This window comes from Kutzneria buriramensis (assembly GCF_003387475.1).
GTDB lineage: Bacteria > Actinomycetota > Actinomycetes > Mycobacteriales > Pseudonocardiaceae > Kutzneria > Kutzneria buriramensis.
The window spans coordinates 66,517-91,582 of the sequence record NZ_QUNO01000006.1; the positions used below are offsets into that span (position 1 = coordinate 66,517).

Sequence of the window (25,066 nt, forward strand, 5' to 3'; positions counted from 1 at the left end):
CGATCGACGAATCGGGGAGTGTCACTGCTCGACCAGCCTGAAAAGGCACACCGTCGCGACGACGTCATCCTTCTCGTCGGCCGGGGGCATCAACGGGGTCCTCGTGAGGTTCCCGCGGATTTGCCTCGTCCATTCGATCAGCAACCGATCGCCAGGCCTGCGGAGCATGGGCCCGAGTGTGGCACGAAGCCCGTCGAAGCGGCTCAACCGCGACTCAAGCGCGTCGTCTGTCGTGGACACAGCTTGTTGCTGACCAATATGTCAAGGGTATCCCGCCCGTCCTCGGAAGCGCAGATCGTCCGCCAGCAGATTCGCAACCTCGTGATGGGCCTCGGTGGCCGAGTCGACGAGTTCAGGTTTCTCATCCGCGAACGGGCCGGCCCGTTCGCGGCCTCCTTCGATGCCGTTCTGGCTGACGGGCATCACGACGGTCAAGATCCCGCCACGCTGCCCACGGGCGAACTGCTACGCCGAACGGTTCGTGCTCACAGCCAGAACCGAGCTCACCGACCGCATGCTGGCCCGGGGCCAGCGGCATCTCAACGCCGTGCTGTTGGTGAGATGGGGAGCAGCCGCCTATGCGGACAAGTCGAGAAGCAGCTGCTGCTGTACGCCGCCGGGGGCGCGGTGGCGGCGTGCTGGTCTGGTGGATGGTGAGGCACGGTGCCCGGTGGTCGCCGCTGACTGGCATGCGGCGCGCCGGCACGATGCCGGCTCGCTGCTCGGATGCATGCGGTCGAGGTTCCACCCGCTGATGCTGATACGGCACGCGGGCACAAGAATCGGGACGCCGCCAATCCCACTCCGCGTCGACGACCGCATGCACGGTGTGGCTGTCCGATGGTGCAGCGTAGGCGCGACCAGGTGTCAGCCGAGGACGTCGAAGCGGACGACGACCGGCAGCTCGCCGACCTCGCCGATGTGCAGGAGCGTCCCGTCGGGAACGGTGTGGGCGGCAACGGGACCGCCGTAGAGCCGGACGGCGGTGGTGGGGTCGAGCAGGCCGGAGCGGTGAGCGAGGGTGACGTCGCCGGCCGCGTCGGCGATGAGCGCATACGCGTGATCGCCGTGTCGGGTCCAGCGGAGCCACGGGGCGTCGCCGGGTGATACGCCGCCGAGGGGCTGGCTGCCGTGGATGGCCGAGGAGTTGACGGCCATCCAGTCCGCCATGCCTTCCAGCACTTCGCGCTGCGTCCGGGGAAGGGTGCCGTCGGCGCGTGGACCTACGTTCAGCAGCAGATTGCCGCCGCGGGAGACGACGTCCGCCAGCAGCCGGACGGCTCCGGCGACCGAGAGGGAGTGCTGCGGACCCTCGGCCTGGTTGTAGCCGAAGGAGAACCCGATGCCGCGGCAGTTCTCCCAGGCGCCGTCGCCCTCGTTCTGGCGGTTGGCCTGGTACTCGCTGGTCCGGAAGTCGGGCCGGACCGACGGTCGGCGCGAATGCGTGCCGTCCCAACGGTCGTTGACCACTCCCTCCGGCACCACCTCGCGGTACTCGGCGAACAGCGCCGGCAGGTCGTCCAGCCCGAGGTCCGGCCAGCCGATGTCGTTCCACAGCACGTCGGGTCGGTAGCGCTGGATCAGGTCGCGGACCTGCCGCAGCGCATACGCGGCGTAGGCGGACTCGTTGGCCCGGCCGTGGTCGTCGATCTCGTCCTCGTGCCGGATGACGGCACGGCGACCGGCATGCCAGTCGATGCCGCCGGAGTAGTAGACACCGAAGCGCAGGCCGTGGGCGCGGGCGGCGCGGGCCAGGTCGGCGACGAGGTCCCGCTGCGGCCCGCGGTGCACGGTGTTGCGGGAACCGGTGCCGGGCGCGTCCCAGAGCGTGATGCCGTCATGGTGCTTGGTGGTCGGCACGACGTAGCGGGCGCCGGCCCGAGCGAACAACTGGGCCAGGTCATCGGGGTCGAAGCGCTCGGCCCACCACTCGTCGAGGAAGTCGTCGTACGGCCGTCCACCATGGACGGCGCGGTGGTGCTCGAACGCCGGGCTGCCGGGGATCTGGCTGGAGTTCCAGTACCACTCGGCGTACGGGCAGTGGGCGAACCAGAACTCCGAGTCGAACGTGCCCAGCTCGCCGATCGGCTCCGCCCACGCCGGCACGGAGAAGGCGCCCCAGTGCATGAAGATGCCGAGCTTGGCCTCCTGGAACCAGGTCATCCGCGCAACGCCCCCTCGGCCGCGCCGGCGATGAAGCCTCGGGCGAACAGCGCGAACACCGCCACCATCGGCACCGACGCCATCAGCACGCCGGCCATCACCATGCTGTAGTCGGTGTTGTGGCCGACGTTGAGCTGGGCCAGGGCCACCTGCAGGGTCAGGCGGCTCGGGTCGGTCAGCACGATCAGTGGCCAGATGTAGTCGTTCCACGCGTTGACGAAGGCGTAGATGGACAGGAACGACAGGGCCGGCCGCATCAGCGGGACGGCGACGTTCCAGTACTGGCGGAAGAAGCCGCAGCCGTCGATGCGAGCGGCGTCGAGCAACTCGTCGGGCACGCCGCCGCTGATGTACTGCCGCATCCAGAAGATGCCGAACGCGTTGGCCAGCGCCGGCGGGATCAGCGCCTGCAGCGTGCCGACCCAGCCGATCTGGGACATGATGACGAACTGCGGCAGCGTGCCCAGCTGCAGCGGCAGCATCATGAACACCAGCAGCAGTCCGAACAGGACCCGGCGGCCGGGGAAGTCGAACTTGGCGAAGGCGAAGGCCGCCAGCGAGTCGATGAACACCACCAGCGCGGTGGTGACGGTCGCGACGATCAGGGTGTTGAGCATCGAGCCGAAGAAGTCGATGTTCGCCAGCACGTTGCCGATGTTCTCGAACAGGTGCGAGCCCGGGGTGAGCTTGGGCGGGCTGTGGTAGATGTCGGTGGTGGTGTTGGTCGCCATCACGATCGTCCACGCGAACGGGAACACCGAGATCGCCACGGCGGCCACCAGGACGACGTGCGGGCCGAGGCCGCGCCAGCGGCGGGTCATGGCTTCCTCCCGCGTTGCACCAGCCGCCAGTTGACCAGCACCAGCACGATGATCAGCACCAGGAACGCCCACACGATCGCCGCGCCGTAGCCGTAGTCGTTGTTCATGAAGGCTTCCTGATAGAAGTACAGCAGCGTGGTCAGGCCGGCCTGGCCGGGGCCGCCGAGGCTGGCGTTGGCCGCGTTGGTGCCGAACAGGACCTGCGGCTCGCTGAAGCTCTGCAGCCCGTTGATCGTGGAGATCACCACGGTGAACAGGATGATCGGCCGCAGCATCGGCAGCGTGATCCCGAAGAAGGCGCGCACCGGCCCGGCGCCGTCGATCCGGGCCGCCTCGTGCACCTCGGGCGGGATGGCCTGCATGCCGGCCAGGTAGATGATCATGTTGTAGCCGGTCCACATCCACGTCATCAGCGCGGCGATGACCACCTTGATCAGCCACGGGTTGCTCAGCCACGGCAGCGGCGCGATGCCCACCGCGCCCAGGATCGCGTTGACCAGGCCGAAGTTGTTGCTGAACACCGCCCCGAAGAAGAGGGTGACGGCCACGATGGAGGTGACGTTGGGCAGGAACAGCGCGATCCGGTAGAAGCCCTTGAACCGCCGCACCGAGTGCACCAGCGCGGCGAGCACCAGCGCGCCGAACAGCGTCGGCACGGTGGACAGCACCCAGATCACCAGCGTGTTGCGCACGGACAGCCAGAACACCGGGTCCCGCAGCAGGAACTGGAACTGTTGCAGGCCGACGTACTTCATCTCGCTCAGGCCGTCCCAGTGCTGGAAGGCCAGGAACAGCGAGAAGAACACCGGGAACAGCGAGAAGACGGCGAACACCAGGTAGAACGGGGAGATCGCGAGGTACTGCCGCCAGTAGGAGAGCACGCCGCGCCGTGGCGGCCGGGCCGACGCCGGCGGGGTCCGGCGCGGCCGGAACCGGGCCGGCGCCGGCCGGGTGGCGGGCGGTGACGCCAAGTCAGCTCACCCCTTGCCGCTGGGCTATCTGCTTGGCCTTGCTGACGGCGTCGTTCCAGGCGGCGTCCGGGGACTTGCCGCTGGCCTCGATGTTGCCGAGTTCGGTGCTGTACGGCGCCATCACGGCCGCGTCGGCCGGGGCCTCGTAGCTGATCGGCATGGCCTCGGCCGCGGGGCCGAACACGTCGATGATCTTCTGCCCGCCGAAGTACGGGTCGCCCGCGGTCATCGCCGGCAGCTTGTACGCGGCCGGTGCGGCCGGGAAGATCGCCGCGTCGGTGAAGCCGCGGGCGTCGTTCTCGGGGTTGAGGATCCAGCTGACGATCTTGAAGGCCTGCTCGGGGTTGCGGCACTGCTTGGGCAGCGCCAGGTACGAGCCGCCGTCGTTGGCTGGGCCGCCGGGCATCGGGGCGACTCGCCACTGGCCCTTGAGGTCGGGGGCGGCCTGCTCGATGTCCAGCGCGTGCCAGGCGGCGCCGAGTTCGATGCCGAGCGTGCCGGTGGAGATGGCGGCGTTCCAGCTGTTGTCGTCCACCTTGCCGTCCAGGCCGGCGGTGAAGCCCTTCACGGCGGTGTTCCAGGCGTTGCGGATGTGGCTCTGGTCGCCGATGAAGTGGTTGCTCTCGTCGATGAAGCGCTTGGTGCCCTGGTCGACGACCAGGCTGAACAGCTCCGGCAGGTTGCGCATCGGGTACGACTTGGGGTTGGCGCCGTGCAGTTGGGCGCCGGCGGCCCAGAAGTCGTCCCAGGTCTTGATCTGCGCGGCCAGCTTGTCCGGGTCGGTCGGCAGGCCGGCCTTCTCCAGCAGGTCCACGCGGTAGTACATGGCGGTCGGGCCGATGTCGATCGGGAAGCCGATCTGCTTGCCGTCGGTGGTCTGCGCGCGCTTGGTCTTCCAGGCCAGGTACTGCGAGGAAATGTCCTTGAAGCCGAGCTCGTTGAGGTCGAGGAATTTGCTCGCGCTGGGCAGGAACGAGGCCATGTCCTCGCCCTTGATGCCGGTGATGTCGGGCACCGACGTCCCGCCCGCGGCGAGCGTGGTGACGAGCTTCTGCTTGAAGTCGCCGCCGACGGAGCTGGCGGTGAGCGTGACGTCCTTGGCGAACTGGGCCTTTGCGTCGGCCACGACCTTGTCGCTCAGGCCGCCGCCCCAGTACCACAGGGTGAGGTCCTTGCCGTGCGCGCTGGTCGTGCCGGAACTGCCGCAGGCGGCGGTGAATCCGGCCGCGGCGGCGGTCATCGCGGATGCCTGGAGGAATCGTCTGCGGGAGAGTTCCATGGGATCGCTCCTACTGGTGCATGTGGCGGCGTACGAGATCGTCGACGAAGGCGTGGTCGGGCCGGTGGTCGGTGCCGCGCCAGCGGGCCAGGTCCGACCACCGCGGCGCCGAGGCCGCGCCGCCGATTCGCTGGACGGAAAGCGCGGCGGCCAGGGCGGCGAAGCGCAGCCGGTCGGCCAGCGGCAGGCCGGCCAGGGTGGCGAAGACGAGGGCGGCGCCGAAGATGTCGCCGGCGCCGGTTGAATCCACCGCCTCTACGGCGACGGCGGGCACGGCGGCGGTTTCGCCGGTGGTGCCGTCGATGCCGAGGGCACCGTCGGGCCCGCAGGTCACGACGGCCAGCGGCACCAGGTCGGCGAGTTTCGCCAGCGCGGCGGCGGGGGAGTCGGTGCGGGTGTAGGCCATGGCCTCGCGGTCGTTGGGCAGGAACGCGTGGCAGCCCGGCAACTGCGCGAGGATCTCCGAGCGGTGCCGTGAGGCCTCCTCCCAGCCGGCGTCGGCGAAGACCAGGGTGTCCTGGGCGACCGCCTTGCCGATCCACGCCTGCGGCTCCGGGCCGAGGTGGGCGACGGCGGCGCGGGTGGGCGGCGGGTTGGCGATGAGGTCGTCGGGGTGCAGCGGCGGGGTGGAGCCGTGGGTGATCAGCGCGCGGTCGCCGTCGTACGCGAGGGCGACGGTGAGCGGCATCGGCCAGTCGGGGATCCGTTGGGACAGCGAGAGGTCGATGCCCTCACCGGCGGCGAGCTCCTCCCAGCAGAGCGTTCCGGTGACGTCGTCGCCGAACGCGGCGGCCAGCGAGGTCCGCAGGCCGAGCCGGCCCAGCGCGACGGCGAAGTTGGCGATACCACCGGGGCTGGCGCCGCGCTCGCGGGCCCAGACCTCGGTGCCGACGGCCGGGGCGGCGGGCAGGCCGGCGAAACCGATGTCGTAGAAGAGCAGGCCCGACAGGAGCACGTCGGGGACCGTCGGTGGTGTTGCCACTCCGCAACCTTCTGTTCTGCTCGAAGTTGAGCTAGAGACTGCACCGCGTGCACGAGAATGGCAATAGCTGCGTGACTTTGAGCGAGTTTGAAGAGTAGGGTCCAGCTGTGCTTCCCGCCCGACGACACGAGCTGATCCTGCGCGCACTGCGCTCGGACGGCCCCAGCACGGTCACCGCGCTGGCGGAACTGCTGGACACCAGCCAGGCGACGATCCGCCGCGACCTGCTCCAGCTGGAGGACGAGGGCCTGCTGCGGCGGGTGTTCGGCGGCGCGGTGCCGGTCAACGGCCACGACGACCCGTTCGTCGAGGTGGCGACCGTGCGCGTGGAGGCAAAGGACGCCGTCGCGGCCCACTGCGCGTCGATGGTGCGGGACGGCCAGACCGCGCTGCTGGACATCGGCACCACCGCGCACCGGATCGCCCGGCACCTGCGCGGGCGGTCGCTGACGGTCATCACCAGCAGCCTCGCCGTCTACGAGGAGTTGGTGGAGGAGAAGGATATCCAGCTCATCCTGCTCGGAGGTGTGGTCCGCCGCGACTACCGCTCGCTGGTCGGATTCCTCACCGAGGACAACCTGCGCCAGGTGCACGCCGATGTGTTGTTCCTCGGCACCAGCGGGATCCGGCCCGACGGCCACGTGCTCGACACGACGGCCGTCGAGGTGCCGGTGAAGCGGGGGATGATCGCGGCCGCGGAGAAGGTGGTGCTGGCCGCCGACGCCGGGAAGTTCCCCGGCACCGGCATGGCCCGCGTGTGCGGGCCGGAGGATCTCGACGTCGTGGTGACGAACGGGCCCGCGGACGCGGCGACCCGGGACGCGCTGCGCGAGGCTGGGGTGGAGGTCGTGGAGATTTGACTTCTTGTCCGCTCGTGAACGAGAGGGACTCCTGCGGCTTGCGCCGTAGGGCTTCCTGCTTCGCCGCCGACCGCCCCAGCCGGGGGGACTCCCGTTGAGGTCTTGCATCGGCTCCACAGGCCGACACCGCCAGTCCGGCGGTCAGAAGATTCGTCGCCGCGTTCACGTCCCGGTCATGGGTCGAACCACAGCCACACCTCCAACTGCGGATGTGCAGCGGCATCCTGTCCCGGAGCGCGCCGCAGATCGAGCAAAGCTTGGACGAGGGAAACCAGCGGTTCACGACCACCAGGTCCCGTCCATACCAGGCGGCCTTGTACTCCAGCATGCTGCGGAACTCTCGCCACGCGACGTCGCTGATCGCGCGGGCCAGGCTGCGGTTCTTGACCATATTCCGCACGGTCAGGTCCTCGATCACGAGCGTTTGGTTCTCACGCACGAGTCGAGTGCTCAGTTTGTGCAGATGGTCCCGACGCCGAGCTGTGATCTGCGCGTGCACACGGGCCACCCTGAGGCGGGCCTTGTCTCGATTGTTGGAACCTGGGGACTTACGGGCCAGGGCACGCTGTGCGGCTGCCAGACGCTGCCGGTCCCGCCGCTCGTGTCGGGGATTGGCGATCTTTTCCCCCGTGGACAGGGTCAGCAGGTGGTTCAGGCCGACGTTGATGCCCACCGCGGAGCTGGCAGTGGGCAGTGGCCGGACGTCGGGGTCCTCACAGAGCGAAGACACGAACCAGCGCCCTGCGCTGTCTCGGGTCACTGTCACCGTGCTCGGCGACACCCCCTGCGGAAGCGGTCGGGACCACACAATGGGCAGGGGCTTGCTCATCTTGGCCAGGGTCAGCTGGCCATCGTGGAACCGGAACGCGGATCTGGTGTACTCCGCCGAGGCGCGGGACTTCTTCTTGGACTTGAATCGCGGATACTTCCCACGCTGGGCGAAGAAGTCTGTGAAGGCGGTTTGCAAGTGGCGCGAAGTCTGTTGGAGAGGAACCGAGGAGACATCACTCAGATGGGCCAGCCCCTCGGTTTTCTTCCACGCGGTCAGCAGCGCAGAGGTGGCGTTGTACGTGATCCGTTCCTGCCGCAGCGCCTACGCCTCGGTGCGAGCTCGCAGGGCGAGGTTGTAGACCGTGCGCACGCATCCGAACGTGCGGGACAACTCGGCCGCCTGCGCGTCAGTTGGATGGAAGCGGTACTTGAACGCCCGCTTCACGTTCGTGGTCACGGCAAACAACCTACCGCGTCGGCCGATGAGCCCCCACGGGCGGTCTGTGGCATGTGGACGGTGATTCGTGCTGGTGACGGACCGCTCTTGCCTGTCTGGCTGCGCAGTGGTCAGTTTCGACTCCAGGCTGATGCCGATGGTCTCCAAGGAGGTTCCCTATGAGGCTGACGATCCTGGGCGGGGGCGGTTTCCGCGTCCCGCTGGTCTACCGGGCGCTGCTGGCCGACCGGGGCCCGGGACGGGTCACCCACGTCACCCTGCACGACCTGGATCCGCGGCGGCTGGACGCCATCGTGAAGGTGTTGCGGGAGCAGGCTTCCGGCCACGACGACGCGCCCACTGTGGACGTCACGACCGATCTGGACGTGGCGGTGGCCGGCGCGGACTTCGTCTTCTCGGCGATCCGGGTCGGTGGCCTGGCCGGTCGGGCCGCCGACGAGCGGGTGGCGCTGGAGCTGGGGGTGCTCGGCCAGGAGACGGTCGGCGCCGGCGGCATCGCGTACGGGCTGCGCACGATCCCGGTCGCGGTGGACATCGCCCGCCGTATCGCCCGGCTGGCCCCCGAGGCCTGGGTCATCAACTTCACCAACCCGGCCGGCGTGGTCACCGAGGCGATGAGCCACCACCTCGGCGACCGGGTCATCGGCATCTGCGACTCGCCGGTCGGCCTCGGCCGCCGGGCCTGCGGCGCACTGGGCGTGGACCCGGGCCAGACGTGGTTCGACTACGCCGGCCTCAACCACCTGGGCTGGCTCCGGGCGATCCGGGTCGGCGGCGTGGACATGCTGCCGCGGCTGCTCGCCGACGAGGACGCGCTCACGTCGTTCGAGGAGGGCAAGCTCTTCGGCGCCGACTGGCTGCGCTCGCTGGGCGCGCTGCCCAACGAATACCTGCACTACTACTACTTCAACCGTGAGGCGGTCGCCGGCGCGCGGGCCGCCGAGCAGACCCGTGGCGCGTTCCTGCTCGACCAGCAGTCCCGTTTCTACGAACGGATGGAGACGCCCGGCGCCCCCGCGTTCGCGACCTGGGACGCCACCCGGCTGGAGCGCGAAGTCACGTACATGGCCGAGAACCGCGAGGCCGTGGACGCCGGCGAGCGCAACTCGTGCGACCTGGACTCCGGCGGTTACGAGAAGGTCGCCCTGGCCTTGATGCGGGCCATCGCGCTGGACGAGCGGGCCACGCTCATCCTCAACGTCCGCGGCCGGGGAGCGCTGCGGCCGTTGGACGACGACGCCGTGGTGGAGACCAACTGCCACGTGGACGCCAACGGCGCCCGGCCGATCATCGGCGAGCCGCTGCCCGATCACGCCGTCGGCCTGGTGACTGCCGTGAAGGCCGTGGAGCGGGACACCATTCGGGCCGCCACCACCGGCGACCGGGCGGCCGCGCTGCGCGCCTTCGCCCTGCATCCGCTGGTCGACTCCGTCGCCGTCGCGCGGCGGCTGCTCGACGGCTACCTCGCCGACGTTCCCGGCCTCGACTACCTTCAGGGGGCGGCCCGTGTTTGACGACCGCAGGCAGGTGGAGGCGCGCCTCGACCGCGTCATGGAGCAGCGGATCCGGCCCGCCGTGTACGGCGCGACGGTCCCGTTGACCCTGACCGCGTGGCACGTGCCCGACGAGCCGGTGCCAGTGTCCGAGGCGCTGGCGGCGAAGTACGAGCCGTTCGCCGTCGGGCAGCGCTGGGGCCGGCCATGGTCCACAAGCTGGATTCGCGCGGTCGGCACCGTGCCCGCGGAGTGGACCGGCAAGCGCGTGGAGGCCGTCTTCGACCTCGGCTTCATCGGCGACTGGCCCGGCGGCCAGGCCGAGGCGCTGGTGTACGACGCGACCGGCCAGCCGGTGAAGGGCATCGAACCGCGCAACCAGTACGTGCCGGTATCCCACCCGGCGGTGGGCGGCGAGCCGGTGGAGCTGCTGCTGGAGGCGGCCGGCAATCCCGACATCCTCGCCAACGGCTTCCTCCCCACGCAGCTGGGGGACAAGCTCACCGCGCCGCCGGATCCGCTGTACACCTTCGCCCGCGCCGACCTCGCCGTGCTCGACGAGGACGTCTGGCATCTCGTGCTGGACATCGAGGTCGCCGCCGAGCTCATGCGGCAGCTCAGCGAGCACGACACCCGCCGGCACGAACTGTTGCGCGCCTTGGAAAGGATGCTCGACGCCCTCGACATCGCCGACGTGTCGGCGACCGCCGCCGAAGCCCGGGCCGAACTGGCCTGGGTGCTGTCCCGGCCGGCGCACGCCAGCGCGCACACCCTGTCCTCGGTGGGCCACGCGCACATCGACAGCGCCTGGCTGTGGCCGCTGCGGGAGACGGTCCGCAAGACTGGGCGCACCTTCGCCAACGTCACCGCGCTGGCCAAGGACTACCCCGAGTTCGTCTTCGCCTGCTCCCAGGCGCAGCAGTACGCGTGGGCCAAGGCGCACCATCCCGCCGTGTACGCCCGGATGCAGGAGGCGGCCAAGGCCGGCAACTGGGTTCCGGTCGGCGGCATGTGGGTGGAGGCCGACGGCAACCTGCCCGGCGGCGAGGCGCTGGCCCGGCAGTTGGTGCACGGCAAGAGGTTCTTCCTCGACGAGTTCGGCACGGAGTGCGAGGGCGTGTGGCTGCCGGACTCCTTCGGCTACACGGCGGCGTACCCGCAGTTGGCGAAGCTGGCCGGGATGCGGTGGTTCCTCACCCAGAAGATCTCGTGGAACCAGACCAACAAGATGCCGCACCACACCTTCTGGTGGGAGGGCATCGACGGCAGCCGGGTCTTCACCCACTTCCCGCCCGTGGACACCTACAACGCGGTGTTCTCCGGCGAGGAGCTGGCCCACGCCGTCCGCAACTATGCCGACAAGGGCGGCGGCACGCGGTCGCTGGTGCCGTTCGGCCACGGCGACGGTGGTGGCGGCCCCACCCGGGAGATGATGGAGAAGGCCCGGCGGCTGCGTGACCTGGAGGGCTCGCCGAAGGTGGTCGTGCAGGACCCCAACGTCTTCTTCCGCGAGGCGCAGGCGGAGTACCCCGATGCGCCGGTGTGGTCGGGGGAGCTGTACCTGGAGCTGCACCGCGCCACGTACACCAGCCAGCACCGCACCAAGTCCGGCAACCGACGCAGCGAGCACCTGCTGCGGGAGGCCGAGCTGTGGGCGGCCACCGCGGCTCTCCGTACGGGCTTCCCCTATCCGTACGAAGAGTTGGACCGGCTGTGGAAGACGGTGCTGCTGCACCAGTTCCACGACATCCTGCCCGGCAGCTCGATCGCGTGGGTGCACCGCGAGGCCGAGGCCACCTACGCCGCGATTGCCGCCGAGTTGCAGGACATCGTCGCCGACGCCGCGGCGGCGCTGGCCGGTGCTGCGGGCGACGTGCCGTGGGTGCTCAACGCCGGCCCTCGCTCTCGTACCGAAGTCGTTGCGGTGCCGAAGGAATTGGCCGCCAACGGGCAGGATTTGTCCGACGGAACGGTAGCGGTGTTTGTCGCGGCGGAAGGTTCCAGCGCGGGGCCGTTGGTCGCGGCTGAACCGCAGGCGACGGTCGTCGTCAGCGACCGGGTGCTGGAGAACGGCCTGGTGCGGGTCGAGTTCGACGACGACGGCCTGTTCACCTCGGTGCGGGACCTGGTCGCCGACCGTGAGGTGCTGGCCCCCGGCGAGCGCGGCAACCTGCTGCGCCTGCACACCGACCTGCCGAACCAGTGGGACGCCTGGGACATCGACAAGCACTACCGGCACCAGTACGTGGACCTGACCGCCGCGGAGTCGATCACGGTGGTGGAGCGTGGGCCGCTCGTCGGCGCGATCCGGGTCGAGCGGCGGTTCGGCGACTCGACGCTCGTGCAGACGATCCGGCTGCGCGCGGGCTCGCCGCGGATCGACATCGAGACGGAGATCGACTGGCACGAGCGGGAGAAGATCATCAAGGCGGCGTTCCCGCTGGACGTGCACGCCGACCGCTCCGCCGCCGAGATCCAGTTCGGCCACGTCTTCCGGCCCACCCACACCAACACCAGCTGGGAGGCCGCGCGGTTCGAGGTCTTCTGCCACCGCTGGGTGCACGTGGCCGAGCCCGACTACGGCGTCGCCGTGCTCAACGACTCCACCTACGGCCACGACGTCGGGCGCACCGCCCGTGACGACGGCGGCACCACGACCACCCTCCGCCTCAGCCTCGTCCGCGCGCCACGCAGCCCCGATCCGCAGGCCGACCAGGGCCCGCACCGGATGACCTACTCCCTGCTGCCCGGCGCTTCCGTCGCCGATGCCGTCGACGGCGGCTACGCCCTCAACCTGCCGCTGCGGGTCGTTCCCGGCTCCGCCGGTTCGCCGCCGGCGCCACTGGTGGCCGTCGACGGCCGCAAGGTCGCCGTGGAGTCCGTCAAGCTGGCCGACGACCGTTCCGGCGATGTCGTGGTGCGCCTCTACGAGGCCCTGGGCACCCGGGCGTCGACCGTGCTGCGGCCCGGCTTCGCCGTCTCCCGCGTCCAGGTCACCGACCTGCTGGAGCGCCCGCTCGGCGAGGACGTGCCGGTGGGGCCGGACGGGACGGTGCCCCTGCGGCTGCGCCCGTTCCAGGTTCTCACGCTGCGGCTCACATCTGCACGCTGAGGTTCCCCGACCGCGGATGTTGAGCTTGCGGTAGACGCCGGTGAGGTGCTGCTCGACGGTGCTGTAGGGCTTGCTGGCGATCTCGCGGTTGACGTGGCCGGAGCGGGCCAGCATGGCGACGCGGCGCTCGGTGTCGCTGAGGGCGTTGGCTTCCTCGACGGCGTTGGTGCGCATCTCGGGCACGTCGGGGCCGGGTTCGGCCTCGCCGCGATTCGTCGGCGCGAGGCTCCCCAGCCTGGCGTGCTCGACTGAAGCAAGGCGGAAGTTTCTGCCGCAGCCGGCTGGTCAGACCCGGTCGGTGCCGGCCGTGGGCCGCTGCCGGGAGACACATCGGCCGGCCCGGGTTGCCCCGGACCGGCCGACGCCATCTCGCGGTGTGCCCTCCAGCGGCGCCCTAGCCGTTGGAGCCAGGCCGGTTCACGTGAACTCGGTGAGGGGGAATGACCGGACACACCGCGGCGGGACGAGGAAGTTCTGCCGGCGGGTCGCGGTGATGAACCGTTCCAGGCCGTTGTCGTCCGGGTCGACCTTGAACTGGACCTGGAGGTCCTGCGCGGCCACGGCGACGCGCATCCGGCGGAACGATTCCGCGGTCGGCATGAACGCGCTGAACTCGAGCTTCGGTTGCATGCTCCCGGCGGCGACGGTGGTGCCGCCGGGGAACGTCTGGAAGGCGGGCACGTCCAGGCTGGACAGTCCGGGGCCGTCGACCCGGATGTGCAGGGGTGTGCCGTCGGCCGCCCGGGAGTTGCGTTGCAGGGCCGACTCGTGGCCGATGCGGCCGAGGCCGGTGAAGGACTGGGTCTGCTGCACGCTGGCCGGCGAGTTCGGGTTGAACTGGCCGCCGGCGTTCTGCGCGTTCAGACGGGCGTCGTTGGGGCCCTGGAACTTGTTGGTGACGTAGGCGGGGCAGCCGCCGTTGGTGAAGGGGTCGTTGGCGTTGAAGGGCGCCGGCAGGCCGTTGGCGGTGGCGATCTGGTTGGAGCGGAACATGTACATCTGCCGTTCCTGGGCGTCCTCGCCGTCGGCATGACGAGGATCCTGGTTGGGCAACGCGTAGAACTGGAACAGGTCCTCGATGTCGTGGGAGAGGTGCTGGATGCCGCCGTCGTCGAAGTAGTCGCCGGAGGAGGCGTCGGTCAGCTGCGCGGAGTCGTTGCCGGCGAAGGTGCAGATCTGCGCCGGCCCGGCGGAGTCGGTCTGCTGGTCCAGGAAACCCATCCACATCGGCGAGTCGGGGTTGATCCGCGACGCGTACTCGAAGTGGTGCGAGTCGGCCATCTGCCGGGGCAGGCCGCGTTGGACGAACTGCACCCTGGTGGTCTGAAATGAGATCAGCCCTCGGAAGTGGGGCGAGGGCACAGAGGAGCCGGCCAGGCTGTTGCTGCCCTTGAGCCAGGCGAGCACGTCGTTGAGGTTGCTCACCGAGTCGCTGCGCATGTGGAACAGCATGTGGTTCTGCTCGATGGCGACGTTGACGTTGAAGCGGTCCTTGGTGACGTTGGGCACGGGGGCGTGCGGGCCGCCGACCAGGCCGCCGATCACGTCGGTGGGCATCGGCACCGCTTCGGCCAGCGCGTTGGTGGTGCCGTCGGGATTCTGTCCGGAACGCAGTTGGGGCATGAAGGTCTGGACCAGGTCGCCGTTGATGCCGCCGGGCAAGAGGTTGAAGTACGGCACGCCGTAGGAGACGAACACGAAGATGCCGCTGGGGCTGAAGTCGTAGCAGCTCTCGATGGTGTCGAGCGCGTCGGACAGCACCTGTTGGTCGTTCGACGTCGGGGTGCGGGTCAACACGGCCGGCACGAAATAGGTGAACACCGGTCCGAATTGGGCGGTCACCTTGCCGGCGCCGTCGTTGAGGGTGAGCGGTGGTGCGATGAAATCGCCGATGTCGAACTGGATGTTCGGGAACGAGGATGAGCCGCCGGCGGTGGCCGCCGCGGCCCGCACCGGTGTGACGGCGACCTGCTCGATCATCGCGAGCTGGGTCGCCACGGCGAGCCCGAAGCCGGCCCTGAGCGCTCCTCGTCTGCTGAGGCGCGGGCCCTTGAAGTCGTTGAGCGGCATGGATGTCCCTTCTCACGCCGGCGAGGAACAGCCCCACCTGCCATCCGTACCTGACCCAGTAAAGGCGTCCGCACCGGCGGCCGGAATTGGCAAGAAATCCCTAGGTATGACAACAACTACTTAGGTGTCCGCGATCTGGGCCCGACATGGTGTGGTCCTGCGGCCACGTGCTTGATCGTGGCGACCAGCCAAGGAACACTGAGCGGCACACAGAATCGTGCGACCGATACCGAGCGTGCCTCGTTGTGGGGTGTCGTCAACAATTGCCAAATATCAGCGTGGCCGGCACGCGCGAGAGACATCGCCGGAATCGGGCCGGCATGCTCGCGCCGGCCTGGCGGCCCGATCGACCTGCACCCCCAGCCGGCGCGACGGCCGAGCTGACGACAATCATCGGCTGTCCTTCACTGCACAGTGGTTTCCTGGCCCAGAGTCAGAAACCGCCGGACACCTCGATGTTCTGCGCGATGACCCACCGGCCGGCCTCGCTCACCAGCGACGCGATCGCCAGCCCGATGGCGTCCGGCTCGCCGACGCGGCCGAGCGCGGTCCTGGCCGCGAGGCCGAGGGGACCGCGTTGGACGGCGGCCGCTCTGCACGTGGCCGCGATCATGGATGACCCCAGAACCCTCAAGCCGGCCATCGCGACGCTCTCGGGTTCGCCGTCACCTCTGCGGTTCGAGTTGCAGGAGTGGCTGGGGGCTGTTGCCGCTGAAGTGGACGACGAGGCGATGGAGATCAGACGCCGTCATGGTCTGGGTGTCGGGCGAGGGGGTCAGCACTTGCAGCGTGTCCGGCCTGTCCTGTTCCGCTCTGTGTCGCGATGTCTTGACGACCCTGATCGGCAGGTGCGGGAGGCGGCGCTGGCCGCCTGCGTGCCGTTGTTGGATGATCCGCCTTCGGGGTCGTCGTGCCGCGTTGGCGCCGCTGACACGTGACGTGGTGGCCACCATAGTGGAGTGGCATCACCGGCTGTGGGCGATCCGCGGCCCGCTTGGTGCTGGCCGTCGACCGTGGCCGCCGCTCAGACGAGTTTGCACGGAATGTCGGCGTTCTCGTCCAGGTGATAGGACGCGCACACCCGGTGGTAGCCGTCCGCGATCACCAGGTCGTCGTTGACCCGGAGGTTCTCGCGGGTGTGCCCGCGGACCAGCAGCACCGGCGACAGCAGCTCGCCGCGTTTGACCTTGCCCAGGTCCTTGGCCACGTGCGCGTTGTCCGCCGGCAGTAGTGCCAACCGGCTGGCGCGCAGGATGTCCTTGGCCTTGCGGTGGACGAGTGTGGCGGCTCGGAGCAGGTCGACCATGCTGTCGGCGACTGCCTCGTCGGTGACGAGCGTCAGGTAGTCGTGCGCCGCCGGGTAGTCGTGCTCGTCGGGCTCGCTCTTCCAGTGTTCCTTCACGACGTGTCCCTCCTCGTATCGCCACCGGTAGACGGTGCCGGGCCTGGGCTGCCCGCTGCGCGCGTCGCCGCCCACGCCGTCACCGCGACGCTGACCATCGCGGCGGCCAGGATCGCGCCGCCTTCCCCGCTCTCGAGCAGATTGGCGCGGGTGCCGATGGTGACCGCGGCGACGGGCACGCCCATCTGCGCCCCAGCCAGCAGCGCCAGCGGCAGTGGCTGACCCAGTAGCCGGGCCGCTGCGTGCACCATGACTGTCGCCACGGCCAGCAGCAAGGCAAGGATGATCATTCGGGGTTGGCTGGCCAGCGCACGCAGGTCCAATGACGCGCCGAGCCACACGAAGAACACCGGCCCGAGGAATCCGTCGGCCACCGCGAACAGCTGCCGGGCCAAGCGTCGCGGCTCGCCCTCGGCGGCCAGCGCCAGGCCGATCACAAAGCCGGCCAGCATCACCGACACGCCCACGAGCTGTGCCAACCCTGCCAGGCCGAACACCGAGATCAACGCGATCCGTAGCTCGATGCCGAAATGCCGACGCTTGCTCAGCTTGTGCACCCGCTCGGTCACGCCCCGCGCGCGCAGCCAGCGCATGGCCGCGAACCACGCCGCGCCGACGCCGATCACCGCGAGCGCGCCCAGTCCGGCCCGGCCGGCGCGCGAGGGATCCTCCGCCAGCGGCAGCAGGACGATGCAGGCGGTGTCGGCGATCGCGACGTGCACGATGGTGGCGATCGCTGCCGGCGTGTCCAAGCCCTTCTCGTCGATCACCGGCATGACCAGTGCCGCCGAGCTGGAGGCCAGGAGCACCGCGTACAGCAGACCGTGGCCGGTGCCGGTCAGTGCCGCCACGCCGAGCCCGGCGGGCACGGCCAACACGCCCACCAGCCCGGCCAGCAGCGCCCCTCGCCGCAGCGCCACCCGCAGCGCGGCGTTGCGCAGCGGCACGTGACTGCCGGCCACCAGCATCACCAGGGCGAAACCGGCCGAGGCCAGGAAGGACAGCGCGGGCTCGTCCGCGTCGACCCAACCGAGGCCGGTGCGCCCCAGCACCACTCCGAACGCGATCTCACCGACCACCACCGGCACCCGGAACCGCTTCGGGGTGGCCAGTAGCGGCCCGGCGAGCCCGACCGCCAACACCAGCGCCAACGTGAACAGACTCATGGCCGCTCCTCCTTCCACCCAGATCGGAGCATTGTGCGGGCTCACGTGCCGGGTGTCACCGCCGGCACGCGGCCACGGGGGCATGACGCGGGGTGGGTCCTCGCGATCACCGCGAACTCGGCATGACGATCACCACGGGTCGGGCGTAGTTGATCGCGTGCCTGACTCGGTGAGCGTCGCCTGGGGGCCTGCCGCCCTGCGGGTCTTTCGGGGCCTGCGGCCTGGATGTTCGGCTGTGGATGGGGACCATCCTGGCGGCCTTTGGTGGACGCCTCGGCGTACCTCACCGACGCCGGCCAGGTGACGCAGTTCTTCACCGCGCTGGTCGGGGTGGCCTTCACCGCGACGGTCATGGGCCGCACCCTGGACTGTGGGTACCAGGGTGCCGTCCACGATCAGCGCCGCGTCCTTTGCGAACCGCTTGCGCGGCTTGACACGAGCTTCGGGCCGAGGTGGCCTATGAGGCGACTGACCGCGGATTTCGACACGCCGAACGGTAGTGCCAGTTGCCGCTAACGGACTAGCTACCGTCAGCTCATGGCCTCTGACCGGCACTCAAACAAAGTCGCGGTGGCAGCTGTCGTCGCACTCGTGGTCGGTGCCGCCCTCGTCCTGCTATTGCAGGTGATACCGCCGACCGACGAAATCAGCGCGCTGGACACCACGCTCAGCGAGTACGGTACGGGGAGGAACAAATGGATCTTCAATCTCGCGCTGATCCTGCTGGCCACGGGTTCGGTGGCCGGTCTGGCCATGCTCCTACGTGAAGGCAGGCTACCGGTGCCGGCAGCCGCACTGGGCGCGGTCTGGTCGGTTGGGCTGCTGGTGATCGTGGCGTTCGCCAAACACGACTGGCGGATCGACCCGACCATGGACGCCGCCGGGATGGCGCACCGAGCCGCAAGCATCGTCGCGTTCGTCTGCCTTCCGCTGGCCGTGCTCGCTTCGGTGCGGCGGGCGTTTCCGTATGCACCACGACGGCGACTGACTGCGCGGCTGCTGGCCATCGCCTCGTTCGCCTGGATTACGGTGATCGTCGGTGCGATCGTGGTCGCGATCCGCACGGGCCATGACTGGTGGCTGAGTACCCCGTACGGCCTCGAGGAACGGGGCTTGGCCCTGACCGAACTGCTCGCCCTCGCCGTACTGATCCTTCCTGTGTGTGATCGGGTGGCCCGGGTACGTCCCGCCGCACGCACACGAGGTGGCCCGCGCCCACACCAGCTGGGAACGCGAGAAGGCCGTTCGGCTCACTGAGGCCGGCTGCCGGTCACGGTGCTCGACGGTGATCCAGCCAACTGAATCTCGGCCGCCGTCGTCCAGGCCCGGCTGTGGCACGCCGGTGACTGCGCGGATCTGCTGCCCGAGGCAGTTGTCTCCGTGCCGGCCGACCTGCTGGCGGCCAGGCGCAGGTGCGGCCGCGCTCCGTCCGCAACCCCAGGCGCGGTAGCGCCCGCAGGAGCACGCGCACAACGGACAGATGCGTCACAAGTGCGCGTTACGCGTTCGGATCCCAGTCTGCGAGCTGCTCCATCGGCTCGGTGTCGCCGGTGATCTCCAGACCGTCGAGCGGGGCGCGCTCGTAGAAGTAGAGGACAAGTTCGCTCGCTGCGCCCCGCATCACCATGTCGCCAGGCTCCGCGTCGGCGGCGAGGTCGTCGCAGCGGACGCCGTCGGCGTTGAGGGTCAGGCGCCAGGAGCGGCCCTCGGTCGTGTGCAGGTCGATGGTCGCCGGCTTGAACGGCCAGGGGACGGTCGTCGCCGAGACGGTCGTCAGGAACTCGTCGACGCCTTCGACCGCGACGTCCGTCGGCAGCGGCTGTGCGGCCCCCTGGGAGAGTTGGGCGTCGTAGGTGTGGACGGCGATCTCCTGGATCTGGTGCCGGGCCACGGCTCCGCTGGTCTCCGGGGCCTGCGAGCGGCCCCACCAGGTCCAGCAGCCGCGGTTCGGGCCGGCCTCGCGCATCGCGTCGAGCATGAGCTCGGTCGACTCGGCGAGCCAGGCATCCAGAGCTTCGCGGTCACGGGGCGCGGTCGGGGCGCCCTTTGGGTCCGTCTTCGCTGGGGGCTCAGCGCCCGGACCCGCCGCGACGATGGCGGCCTGGCGGCGGCGGCCGTCGCCGAGGTGCTGTGCCAGTTCGCGCAGCGTCCAGTTCGGGCAGGTCGGGACCGGGACGTCGAGGTCGGGGGCGGACGCGATCGCGGCGCGGAACGCGGCCGAGCGGTCTTCGATCAGCCGCAGGAGCTCGGGGAACTCCACAGTGTTGTGCACCTCAGTGGTGTATCACGGCGCTCCAGCCGCCGGTAGCGAATTTGTCGGACGAAGCGTCGACGGCCGGGCGGAGCGCAGCGTGAATCTCGGGACGCTGTCCGTCAAGGCTCGATCGATCGCGTGGTGGCGGCGAGTTCCCGCACGGCGTCGGCAACGGCGGGGGAGTCGTTGCGCAGGATCTTGCTGTGGTTGCTGGGGACCTTCGCGCTCACCTTCACGTTCGGGTTGTGGGCGACGATCGGGTCAAGCACTTTGCGGCCCTCGTCCATCTCGCCGTCCTTGCTGCCGAGGCTGTCGCCGGTGGCCAGCACGAACCGCACCGGGCAGGTGAGGCGCTCGATGACGGGCCCGCTGGCGGCGGAGATCTCGTTGCACTCGATGTTGACGTCGGCGTGCTGGTCGGCGGTCATCTTCGCGGCCAGGCCCAGGCGGCTGGCGATGGGGAACGCCCACCGCATCCGGCGGAACAGCCTGCGGATCCGCTCCCGGCCGGCCTCGCCGGTCAGGCCGATCGGAAAGGCGTCCACGGTGACCAGACCCTGGACGCGGTCGGGGTTCCGGTCGGCCCAGTGCCAGCCGAGGATGCCTCCGTAGGACCAGCCGACCAGCAGCGGCCGTTCCACGTCCCGCGCCGTGAGCACGGCGTCCAGGTCGCGTAGGCACGCCTCGAACGAGTAGTCGGCCGAGCGTCGCGACTTGCCGCGGGCGCGCTGGTCGTAGGTGATGTGCCGGTAGCCGGTGCCGAGGTCGGCGATCACGCGCTTCCAGTGCGACTGGTCGGCGTAGGCGCCGTTGAGGTAGACCACGGGACGGCCGGGGCCGCCGGTGTCGCTGACGTACAGGGCGGTGTCGTCGACCGGGAGCATGCCGGTCCAGGCGGTGCTGGTCATGGGACTTTCCTTTTCTAGAGGCGGACGTCAGGCGGCGGGGTGGATGACGATGTCGTCGAGCCGGGCGCGGGCGTAGACCTTGACGGTGGTGTCGGCGTTGTCCTGCGCGGGTACCGAGTTGCGGACGGGTCCCTTGGTGCTGTTGGCGTCCACGTCGGCTGCGGTTCCCTCGGCGATGCCGACCTGGATGCCGCCGGCGGCGTTGCGGAGGTCGGCGTGGCCATGCGTGATCCGTCCGATCCGGATGGGACAGGTGGCGGCCTCGGCGGTGACGCTGCCCTCGGCCACGTCGATGTCGAAGCTGCCGCCACTGGCCGCCTTGAGGTCGACATCGGACCGGGCGCGGCCGATCCAGACCCCGCCGGATGTGCCGTGGTACCGCACGGGGCCCTCGACCTCGTCGATCCGCACGCCGGCGGAGACACCGTCGATCTCGACGGAACCGGCGACATGGCCGATCGAGACTCTGCCGGCGGCGAGGGTTCCCCGCAGCGCGGCGACCCGGTCGAGTTGAATTTGTCCCGAGGCCACCTCCACCTGGCAGTTGCCGAACACCCCGTCGGCCCGCGTCTCGGAGAAGGCGCTGCTCAGGACCAGGCGGGAGCCGGCCGGCAATCCGACCGTGATGGCGACCGAACCGCTCTTGTCGCCGGCCTTGACCGTCTCGACCGACAGCTTCCCGTCGGCGAAGTTGACCTTGGTCTTCTCGGCCACCTTCACGTGGGACTGGTTCGCGCGGTTGACCGGTTCGACCGTCACCACAGTGTCCGGGCGCTCGCTGGCGGTGACCCGGACCCGGGCACCTGCGGTGGACAGCCTGGCGGTGATCGGCTGAGGTGTCTCGAAGGTTGGCATGGCTGTACCTTCGCCGGCCGTCCTGACACGGCGCAGTCACCGCGCTGACACGGGCCCGACCAGAGCTGAGGTCGACCCTTACGCGATCTTTGCGGTCCGGCCCGACTTCTTGACGTCGTTCGAGCGGCGAGACCGTGATCATCCCGTGGTACAACGACTTCGGGGATCAACAGGGTTGTTCAGAGGGGGAAGTGACATCGGTGGGCGCTGCCGCCACACCGGTGACCAATCACCGGGAGGCCGAGCTCGCGCTGCGCGAGCTGAGATCGGCCGGGGAAGGGATCGCGGCCGAGCTGCTCGCGGTCGAGGACAGTCCGGGGCGGAGATTTCTCGACGGGGCGAGCCTGTCGGGGGTCACGCTGGACCGATGGACCGCGGCGAAGGCGGACCTGGGTGCGTTGTGGGCGCACTATGCGCTGTTTCAGCAGGTGCTCGCGACGGCCGAGAGCACGAGGGACCTTGCCCGGCTGACCACGCTGCTGCGTGGGCCGGCGGTGGAGCTGCCCGACCTGCGTCAGGTCACGATGGCGGAGCTGCTCGAGATCATGACGGGGTCCTGCCGCGAGGTGCGGGAAGTCGTGTCGGCGGCCGACACCCTGTGGTCTCAGGTCGCGACGCTGGACCGTTTGGACGAGCGGCTGCGCGAGGCCGCCACGACGGCCGACGAGCTCGGCGTCGCCGGCCCGAGCACGGACACGCTGGCGGCGATCCGCGCGCAGGTGCTGTCGGACCCACTTTCATTGTCGGGGAACGACAATCGACTGGCCGAAGTGGACGCGCAGCTCGCCGAGGCGACCGTCGAACTGACCGCTTTGCGCCGATTACGTGACGAGGCCGAGCCCCGCATCGCAGCGCTGCGGGAATCCGTGCACGACCTCGGTGCCGACTTCGACACCACCGGACAGCTCGTCGTGACTGCCCGGGGCAAGATCGCCGGCTCGCTCGCCCAGCCCGCCGATCCCGTGCCCTCACTGCGACTCCGCATCGACGCCCTCGCCCAGACCCGCGATCTGGCCCGCCTGGCCCGCGGCATCGAGGACCTGGCCCGAGCCATCACCACGGCTGCCGGCCAGTTGGCGAAAGCGGCCGCCAATGCTCAGGAACTGCTGGACCGCCGCGCCGAGCTGCGCGGACGACTGGACGCGTATCGGATCAAGGCCGCTCGGCTGGGCCACAGCGAGGACCCGGCACTCACGGATCTGCACCGCGAGGCCCGCGACCTGTTGTGGCACGCCCCGTGCGACCTGGCGGCGTCGACCAGGGCGCTCAACGCCTACCAACGAGCGATCAGCGACAAGGAGGCGGCCCGATGACCGCGTGCACCAGGGCCGGCTGCGCCGGCACTCTCCAGGACGGCTTCTGCGACGAATGCGGCCTCGCTCCCGTAGGCGGCGCGCACGGCCCGGTCAGCACGCCGGTCACCGCCGGCGGCCCGGTCAGCACCCGCAGCACGGCGTCGCGGCGCGGGTCCACCCGGTCGGGCCGCAGCCGACGCGGGCGACTCGGGGCGGGACTGATCGAGGTGCCGGTGGTGCCCTACCGCGATCCGGCCACCGCCGTGCTGGCCAACCCGGAAGTCGCCGAGCACCGCCGGTTCTGCGGCAACTGCGAGGCGCCGGTCGGCCGCGGCCGGGACGGCAAACCCGGCCGCACCGAGGGATTCTGCACCAAGTGCGGGTCCACCTACTCGTTCTCGCCGAAGCTGGCCAAGGGCGATGTCGTGGCCGGCCAGTACGAGGTGCTGGGCTGCCTCGCGCACGGTGGCCTCGGCTGGCTCTACCTGGCCCAGGACCGCAACGTCAACGGCCGCTGGGTTGTCCTCAAGGGCCTGCTGGACACCGGCGACGCGGAGGCGATGGCCGCCGCGGTGGCCGAGCGGCGGTTCCTGGCCGAGGTGGAGCACCCGAATATCGTCAAGATCTACAACTTCGTCGAGCACCCGGATCCGCGCACCGGCTCGCTGGTCGGCTACATCGTCATGGAGTACGTCGGCGGCCAGTCCCTCAAGCAGTTGCGGTCCGAGCGGGACGAGCGGGGCCGGCTGCGACCGATGCCGGTCGGCCAGGCCATCGCGTACGCGATCGAGGTGCTGCCGGCGCTGGGCTACCTGCACGGGCAGGGCCTGCTGTACTGCGACTTCAAGCCGGACAACGTCATCCAGAGCGAGGAGCAGCTCAAGCTGATCGACCTCGGCGCGGTGCGCCGGATCGACGACGAGGACAGCGCCGTCTACAAGACCGACGGCTACTGCGCGCCGGAGCTGTCCGAGCAGGGCCCGTCGATCGACGCCGACCTCTACACGGTCGGCCGGACGCTGGCTGTGCTGACCTTCAACTTCGACTACGTCGGCGCCCACCGGGACAGCCTGCCTGGCCCGGCCGACGTGCCGGTGCTGGCGCGGCACGACTCGTTCCACCGGTTCCTGGTCCGGGCCACCGACCGCGAGCCGGACCGCCGGTTCGTGTCGGCGGAGGAGATGGGGGAGCAGCTGACCGGCGTGCTGCGGGAAGTGATGGCCGCAGAGGACGGCGTGCCGCGGCCCGGCTTCTCCACGCTGTTCACGCCGGAGCGCAGGGTTTTCGGCGCGCACGACTGGCCGTCGCTGCTGAACCCGGCGGAGCTGGTGACCGCGCTCCCGGTACCGCAGGTGGACACCGGCGACCCGGCCGCCGGTCTGCTGGCGACCGTGGCCACCGACGATCCGGCCGGGCTGTTGGCGGCCCTGTCCGGGGCGCGACTGTCCACTGTGGAGGTCAAACTGCGGATCGCCCGCGCGCACATCGAGCTCGGCGACCTGGCCAGCGCCGAGGCGCTGCTGGTCGAGGTGCACGGCGAGGACGAGTGGGACTGGCGCGTCGACTGGTACCGGGGCCTGGCGGCACTTGCGGCCAGCGATCCGGCCGAGGCGTATGCGCGGTTCAACGCCGTCTACGACGTGGTGCCCGGCGAAGCCGCGCCGAAGCTGGCCATGGCCGCCGCCTTGGAATGCCGAGGCGACTACGTCACCGCCGGCCGCTACTACGAGACGGTCTGGCGCACCGACCACAGCCACCTGAGCGCCGCCTTCGGCCTGGCTCGAACCAGGCTGCGCAGCGCCGACCGGGCCGGCGCGATCGAGGCCCTCGACTCCGTGCCGGCCAGCTCCAGCCACCACCTGGTGGCGCAGCTGGCGGCGATCCGGGCCTGCACGTGCGACCGGGTGCCGGCCGAGGTCGTCGAGGACGAGCTGATCGCCGCGGCGAACCGGCTGGAGGCGGTGGAACTCGACGCCGAGCGCCGCGCACTGGTCTCCGTCGAGGTGCTGACCTGCGCCCGTGACCGGGCGGTCGCCGGAGCTGTCGGGTCCGGGCGAACCCTGCTCGGGGCGGCGCTGACCGAGCCGGACCTGAGCCGGGGCCTGGAGCGCTGCTACCGGGAACTGGCCCGGCTCGCGCCGACCAAGAGCCAGCGGATCGCCCTGGTGGACCAGGCGAACGCGGTCCGACCGCTCACGTGGGTGTGA

General features: G+C 70.0%; 21 protein-coding genes and 2 pseudogenes. 7 read left to right on the forward strand and 16 right to left on the reverse strand.

Going from position 1 to position 25,066, the window contains the following annotated elements; genetic code table 11:
- Nucleotides 1-261: 261 nt before the first annotated feature.
- The 6 genes from BCF44_RS58960 to BCF44_RS18435 form a co-directional block, all read right to left on the reverse strand.
- Nucleotides 262-435 (reverse strand): hypothetical protein, encoded by a 174-nt coding sequence (locus BCF44_RS58960; RefSeq protein ID WP_211353085.1) that lies wholly within the window; start codon nucleotides 433-435, stop codon nucleotides 262-264.
- Between the two features lie 432 nt (nucleotides 436-867).
- Nucleotides 868-2,163, reverse strand: a complete 1,296-nt coding sequence (locus tag BCF44_RS18415) for an alpha-L-fucosidase (protein ID WP_116175575.1) — start codon at nucleotides 2,161-2,163, stop codon at nucleotides 868-870.
- Nucleotides 2,160-2,984, reverse strand: coding sequence for a carbohydrate ABC transporter permease (locus tag BCF44_RS18420; protein WP_116175576.1), 825 nt, complete (start codon nucleotides 2,982-2,984; stop codon nucleotides 2,160-2,162). Before BCF44_RS18420 ends, BCF44_RS18415 begins: the two co-directional genes overlap by 4 nt.
- Nucleotides 2,981-3,955, reverse strand: coding sequence for a carbohydrate ABC transporter permease (locus tag BCF44_RS18425; RefSeq protein WP_211353086.1), 975 nt, complete (start codon nucleotides 3,953-3,955; stop codon nucleotides 2,981-2,983). The genes BCF44_RS18420 and BCF44_RS18425 overlap by 4 nt, the downstream gene beginning before the upstream one ends.
- A 1-nt stretch (nucleotide 3,956) precedes the next feature.
- On the reverse strand, nucleotides 3,957-5,234 hold the full coding sequence (locus BCF44_RS18430) for an extracellular solute-binding protein (RefSeq protein WP_116175577.1): 1,278 nt from the start codon (nucleotides 5,232-5,234) through the stop codon (nucleotides 3,957-3,959).
- Nucleotides 5,235-5,244: 10 nt separating this feature from the next.
- Nucleotides 5,245-6,216, reverse strand: coding sequence for a PfkB family carbohydrate kinase (locus tag BCF44_RS18435; protein ID WP_147328531.1), 972 nt, complete (start codon nucleotides 6,214-6,216; stop codon nucleotides 5,245-5,247).
- 107 nt (nucleotides 6,217-6,323) lie between these two features.
- Here BCF44_RS18435 and BCF44_RS18440 point away from each other — a divergent pair, with 107 nt between their 5' ends.
- Complete coding sequence (locus BCF44_RS18440) at nucleotides 6,324-7,076, forward strand: DeoR/GlpR family DNA-binding transcription regulator (protein WP_116175579.1); 753 nt, start codon at nucleotides 6,324-6,326, stop codon at nucleotides 7,074-7,076.
- Between the two features lie 154 nt (nucleotides 7,077-7,230).
- On the opposite strand, the pseudogene BCF44_RS57580 reads toward BCF44_RS18440, so the two are convergent.
- Nucleotides 7,231-8,166: pseudogene (locus tag BCF44_RS57580) on the reverse strand (RNA-guided endonuclease InsQ/TnpB family protein); the annotation flags it as partial.
- A gap of 3 nt (nucleotides 8,167-8,169) precedes the next feature.
- The gene (locus BCF44_RS56645; protein ID WP_211353087.1) at nucleotides 8,170-8,304 is read right to left on the reverse strand and encodes a helix-turn-helix domain-containing protein; all 135 of its coding nucleotides are present in this window, start codon (nucleotides 8,302-8,304) and stop codon (nucleotides 8,170-8,172) included.
- A gap of 158 nt (nucleotides 8,305-8,462) precedes the next feature.
- Here BCF44_RS56645 and BCF44_RS18450 point away from each other — a divergent pair, with 158 nt between their 5' ends.
- The 3 genes from BCF44_RS18450 to BCF44_RS58965 are packed head-to-tail and all read left to right on the forward strand — an operon-like array spanning nucleotide 8,463 to nucleotide 13,161.
- Entirely contained in the window at nucleotides 8,463-9,818 is a 1,356-nt protein-coding gene (locus BCF44_RS18450; protein WP_170217599.1) for a 6-phospho-beta-glucosidase, read from the forward strand.
- On the forward strand, nucleotides 9,811-12,909 hold the full coding sequence (locus BCF44_RS18455; protein WP_116175580.1) for an alpha-mannosidase: 3,099 nt from the start codon (nucleotides 9,811-9,813) through the stop codon (nucleotides 12,907-12,909). The genes BCF44_RS18450 and BCF44_RS18455 overlap by 8 nt, the downstream gene beginning before the upstream one ends.
- A gap of 45 nt (nucleotides 12,910-12,954) precedes the next feature.
- The gene (locus BCF44_RS58965; protein ID WP_116175581.1) at nucleotides 12,955-13,161 is read left to right on the forward strand and encodes a hypothetical protein; all 207 of its coding nucleotides are present in this window, start codon (nucleotides 12,955-12,957) and stop codon (nucleotides 13,159-13,161) included.
- Between the two features lie 165 nt (nucleotides 13,162-13,326).
- Here BCF44_RS58965 and BCF44_RS18465 read toward each other — a convergent pair whose 3' ends face one another.
- The 5 genes and pseudogenes from BCF44_RS18465 to BCF44_RS18485 all read right to left on the reverse strand — a co-directional run.
- On the reverse strand, nucleotides 13,327-14,979 hold the full coding sequence (locus tag BCF44_RS18465; protein WP_211353088.1) for a DUF7405 family protein: 1,653 nt from the start codon (nucleotides 14,977-14,979) through the stop codon (nucleotides 13,327-13,329).
- Nucleotides 14,980-15,412: 433 nt separating this feature from the next.
- Nucleotides 15,413-15,592 carry a hypothetical protein gene (locus tag BCF44_RS18470; RefSeq protein WP_211353089.1) on the reverse strand — a complete coding sequence of 60 codons (180 nt, stop codon included), beginning with the start codon at nucleotides 15,590-15,592 and terminating at the stop codon, nucleotides 15,413-15,415.
- Between the two features lie 411 nt (nucleotides 15,593-16,003).
- Nucleotides 16,004-16,381, reverse strand: coding sequence for a hypothetical protein (locus BCF44_RS18475; RefSeq protein ID WP_116175582.1), 378 nt, complete (start codon nucleotides 16,379-16,381; stop codon nucleotides 16,004-16,006).
- A complete protein-coding gene (locus BCF44_RS18480) occupies nucleotides 16,378-17,547 on the reverse strand; it encodes a cation:proton antiporter (protein WP_116175583.1) in 1,170 nt (389 codons plus the stop codon). Before BCF44_RS18480 ends, BCF44_RS18475 begins: the two co-directional genes overlap by 4 nt.
- 369 nt (nucleotides 17,548-17,916) lie before the next feature.
- Nucleotides 17,917-18,059: pseudogene (locus BCF44_RS18485) on the reverse strand (IS5/IS1182 family transposase); the annotation flags it as partial.
- A gap of 25 nt (nucleotides 18,060-18,084) precedes the next feature.
- Here BCF44_RS18485 and BCF44_RS18490 point away from each other — a divergent pair.
- On the forward strand, nucleotides 18,085-18,804 hold the full coding sequence (locus BCF44_RS18490; RefSeq protein ID WP_116175584.1) for a DUF998 domain-containing protein: 720 nt from the start codon (nucleotides 18,085-18,087) through the stop codon (nucleotides 18,802-18,804).
- Nucleotides 18,805-19,045: 241 nt separating this feature from the next.
- Here the strand turns inward: BCF44_RS18490 and BCF44_RS18495 are convergent, their stop codons facing one another.
- The 3 genes from BCF44_RS18495 to BCF44_RS18505 form a co-directional block, all read right to left on the reverse strand.
- Nucleotides 19,046-19,819, reverse strand: a complete 774-nt coding sequence (locus tag BCF44_RS18495) for a maleylpyruvate isomerase N-terminal domain-containing protein (protein WP_116175585.1) — start codon at nucleotides 19,817-19,819, stop codon at nucleotides 19,046-19,048.
- A gap of 101 nt (nucleotides 19,820-19,920) precedes the next feature.
- The gene (locus tag BCF44_RS18500) at nucleotides 19,921-20,709 is read right to left on the reverse strand and encodes an alpha/beta fold hydrolase (RefSeq protein ID WP_211353090.1); all 789 of its coding nucleotides are present in this window, start codon (nucleotides 20,707-20,709) and stop codon (nucleotides 19,921-19,923) included.
- Between the two features lie 27 nt (nucleotides 20,710-20,736).
- Nucleotides 20,737-21,564, reverse strand: a complete 828-nt coding sequence (locus BCF44_RS18505) for a DUF4097 family beta strand repeat-containing protein (RefSeq protein ID WP_116175586.1) — start codon at nucleotides 21,562-21,564, stop codon at nucleotides 20,737-20,739.
- A 200-nt stretch (nucleotides 21,565-21,764) separates the two neighbouring features.
- Here BCF44_RS18505 and BCF44_RS18510 point away from each other — a divergent pair, with 200 nt between their 5' ends.
- Both BCF44_RS18510 and BCF44_RS18515 read left to right on the forward strand, forming a co-directional pair.
- Nucleotides 21,765-22,877 carry a hypothetical protein gene (locus BCF44_RS18510; protein WP_147328532.1) on the forward strand — a complete coding sequence of 371 codons (1,113 nt, stop codon included), beginning with the start codon at nucleotides 21,765-21,767 and terminating at the stop codon, nucleotides 22,875-22,877.
- Nucleotides 22,874-25,066 (forward strand): serine/threonine-protein kinase, encoded by a 2,193-nt coding sequence (locus BCF44_RS18515; protein ID WP_116175588.1) that lies wholly within the window; start codon nucleotides 22,874-22,876, stop codon nucleotides 25,064-25,066. The genes BCF44_RS18510 and BCF44_RS18515 overlap by 4 nt, the downstream gene beginning before the upstream one ends.

What these genes read in the sequence shown, in the direction of transcription:
- BCF44_RS18415 (WP_116175575.1), bottom strand. Translation starts at nt 2,163, where the DNA reads ATGACCTGGTTCCAGGAGGCCAAGCTCGGCATCTTCATGCACTGGGGC.
- BCF44_RS18420 (WP_116175576.1), bottom strand. Translation starts at nt 2,984, where the DNA reads ATGACCCGCCGCTGGCGCGGCCTCGGCCCGCACGTCGTCCTGGTGGCC.
- BCF44_RS18430 (WP_116175577.1), bottom strand. Translation starts at nt 5,234, where the DNA reads ATGGAACTCTCCCGCAGACGATTCCTCCAGGCATCCGCGATGACCGCC.
- BCF44_RS18450 (WP_170217599.1), top strand. Translation starts at nt 8,463, where the DNA reads ATGAGGCTGACGATCCTGGGCGGGGGCGGTTTCCGCGTCCCGCTGGTC.
- BCF44_RS18465 (WP_211353088.1), bottom strand. Translation starts at nt 14,979, where the DNA reads ATGCCGCTCAACGACTTCAAGGGCCCGCGCCTCAGCAGACGAGGAGCG.
- BCF44_RS18470 (WP_211353089.1), bottom strand. Translation starts at nt 15,592, where the DNA reads ATGATCGCGGCCACGTGCAGAGCGGCCGCCGTCCAACGCGGTCCCCTC.
- BCF44_RS18480 (WP_116175583.1), bottom strand. Translation starts at nt 17,547, where the DNA reads ATGAGTCTGTTCACGTTGGCGCTGGTGTTGGCGGTCGGGCTCGCCGGG.
- BCF44_RS18490 (WP_116175584.1), top strand. Translation starts at nt 18,085, where the DNA reads ATGGCCTCTGACCGGCACTCAAACAAAGTCGCGGTGGCAGCTGTCGTC.
- BCF44_RS18500 (WP_211353090.1), bottom strand. Translation starts at nt 20,709, where the DNA reads ATGACCAGCACCGCCTGGACCGGCATGCTCCCGGTCGACGACACCGCC.
- BCF44_RS18505 (WP_116175586.1), bottom strand. Translation starts at nt 21,564, where the DNA reads ATGCCAACCTTCGAGACACCTCAGCCGATCACCGCCAGGCTGTCCACC.
- BCF44_RS18515 (WP_116175588.1), top strand. Translation starts at nt 22,874, where the DNA reads ATGACCGCGTGCACCAGGGCCGGCTGCGCCGGCACTCTCCAGGACGGC.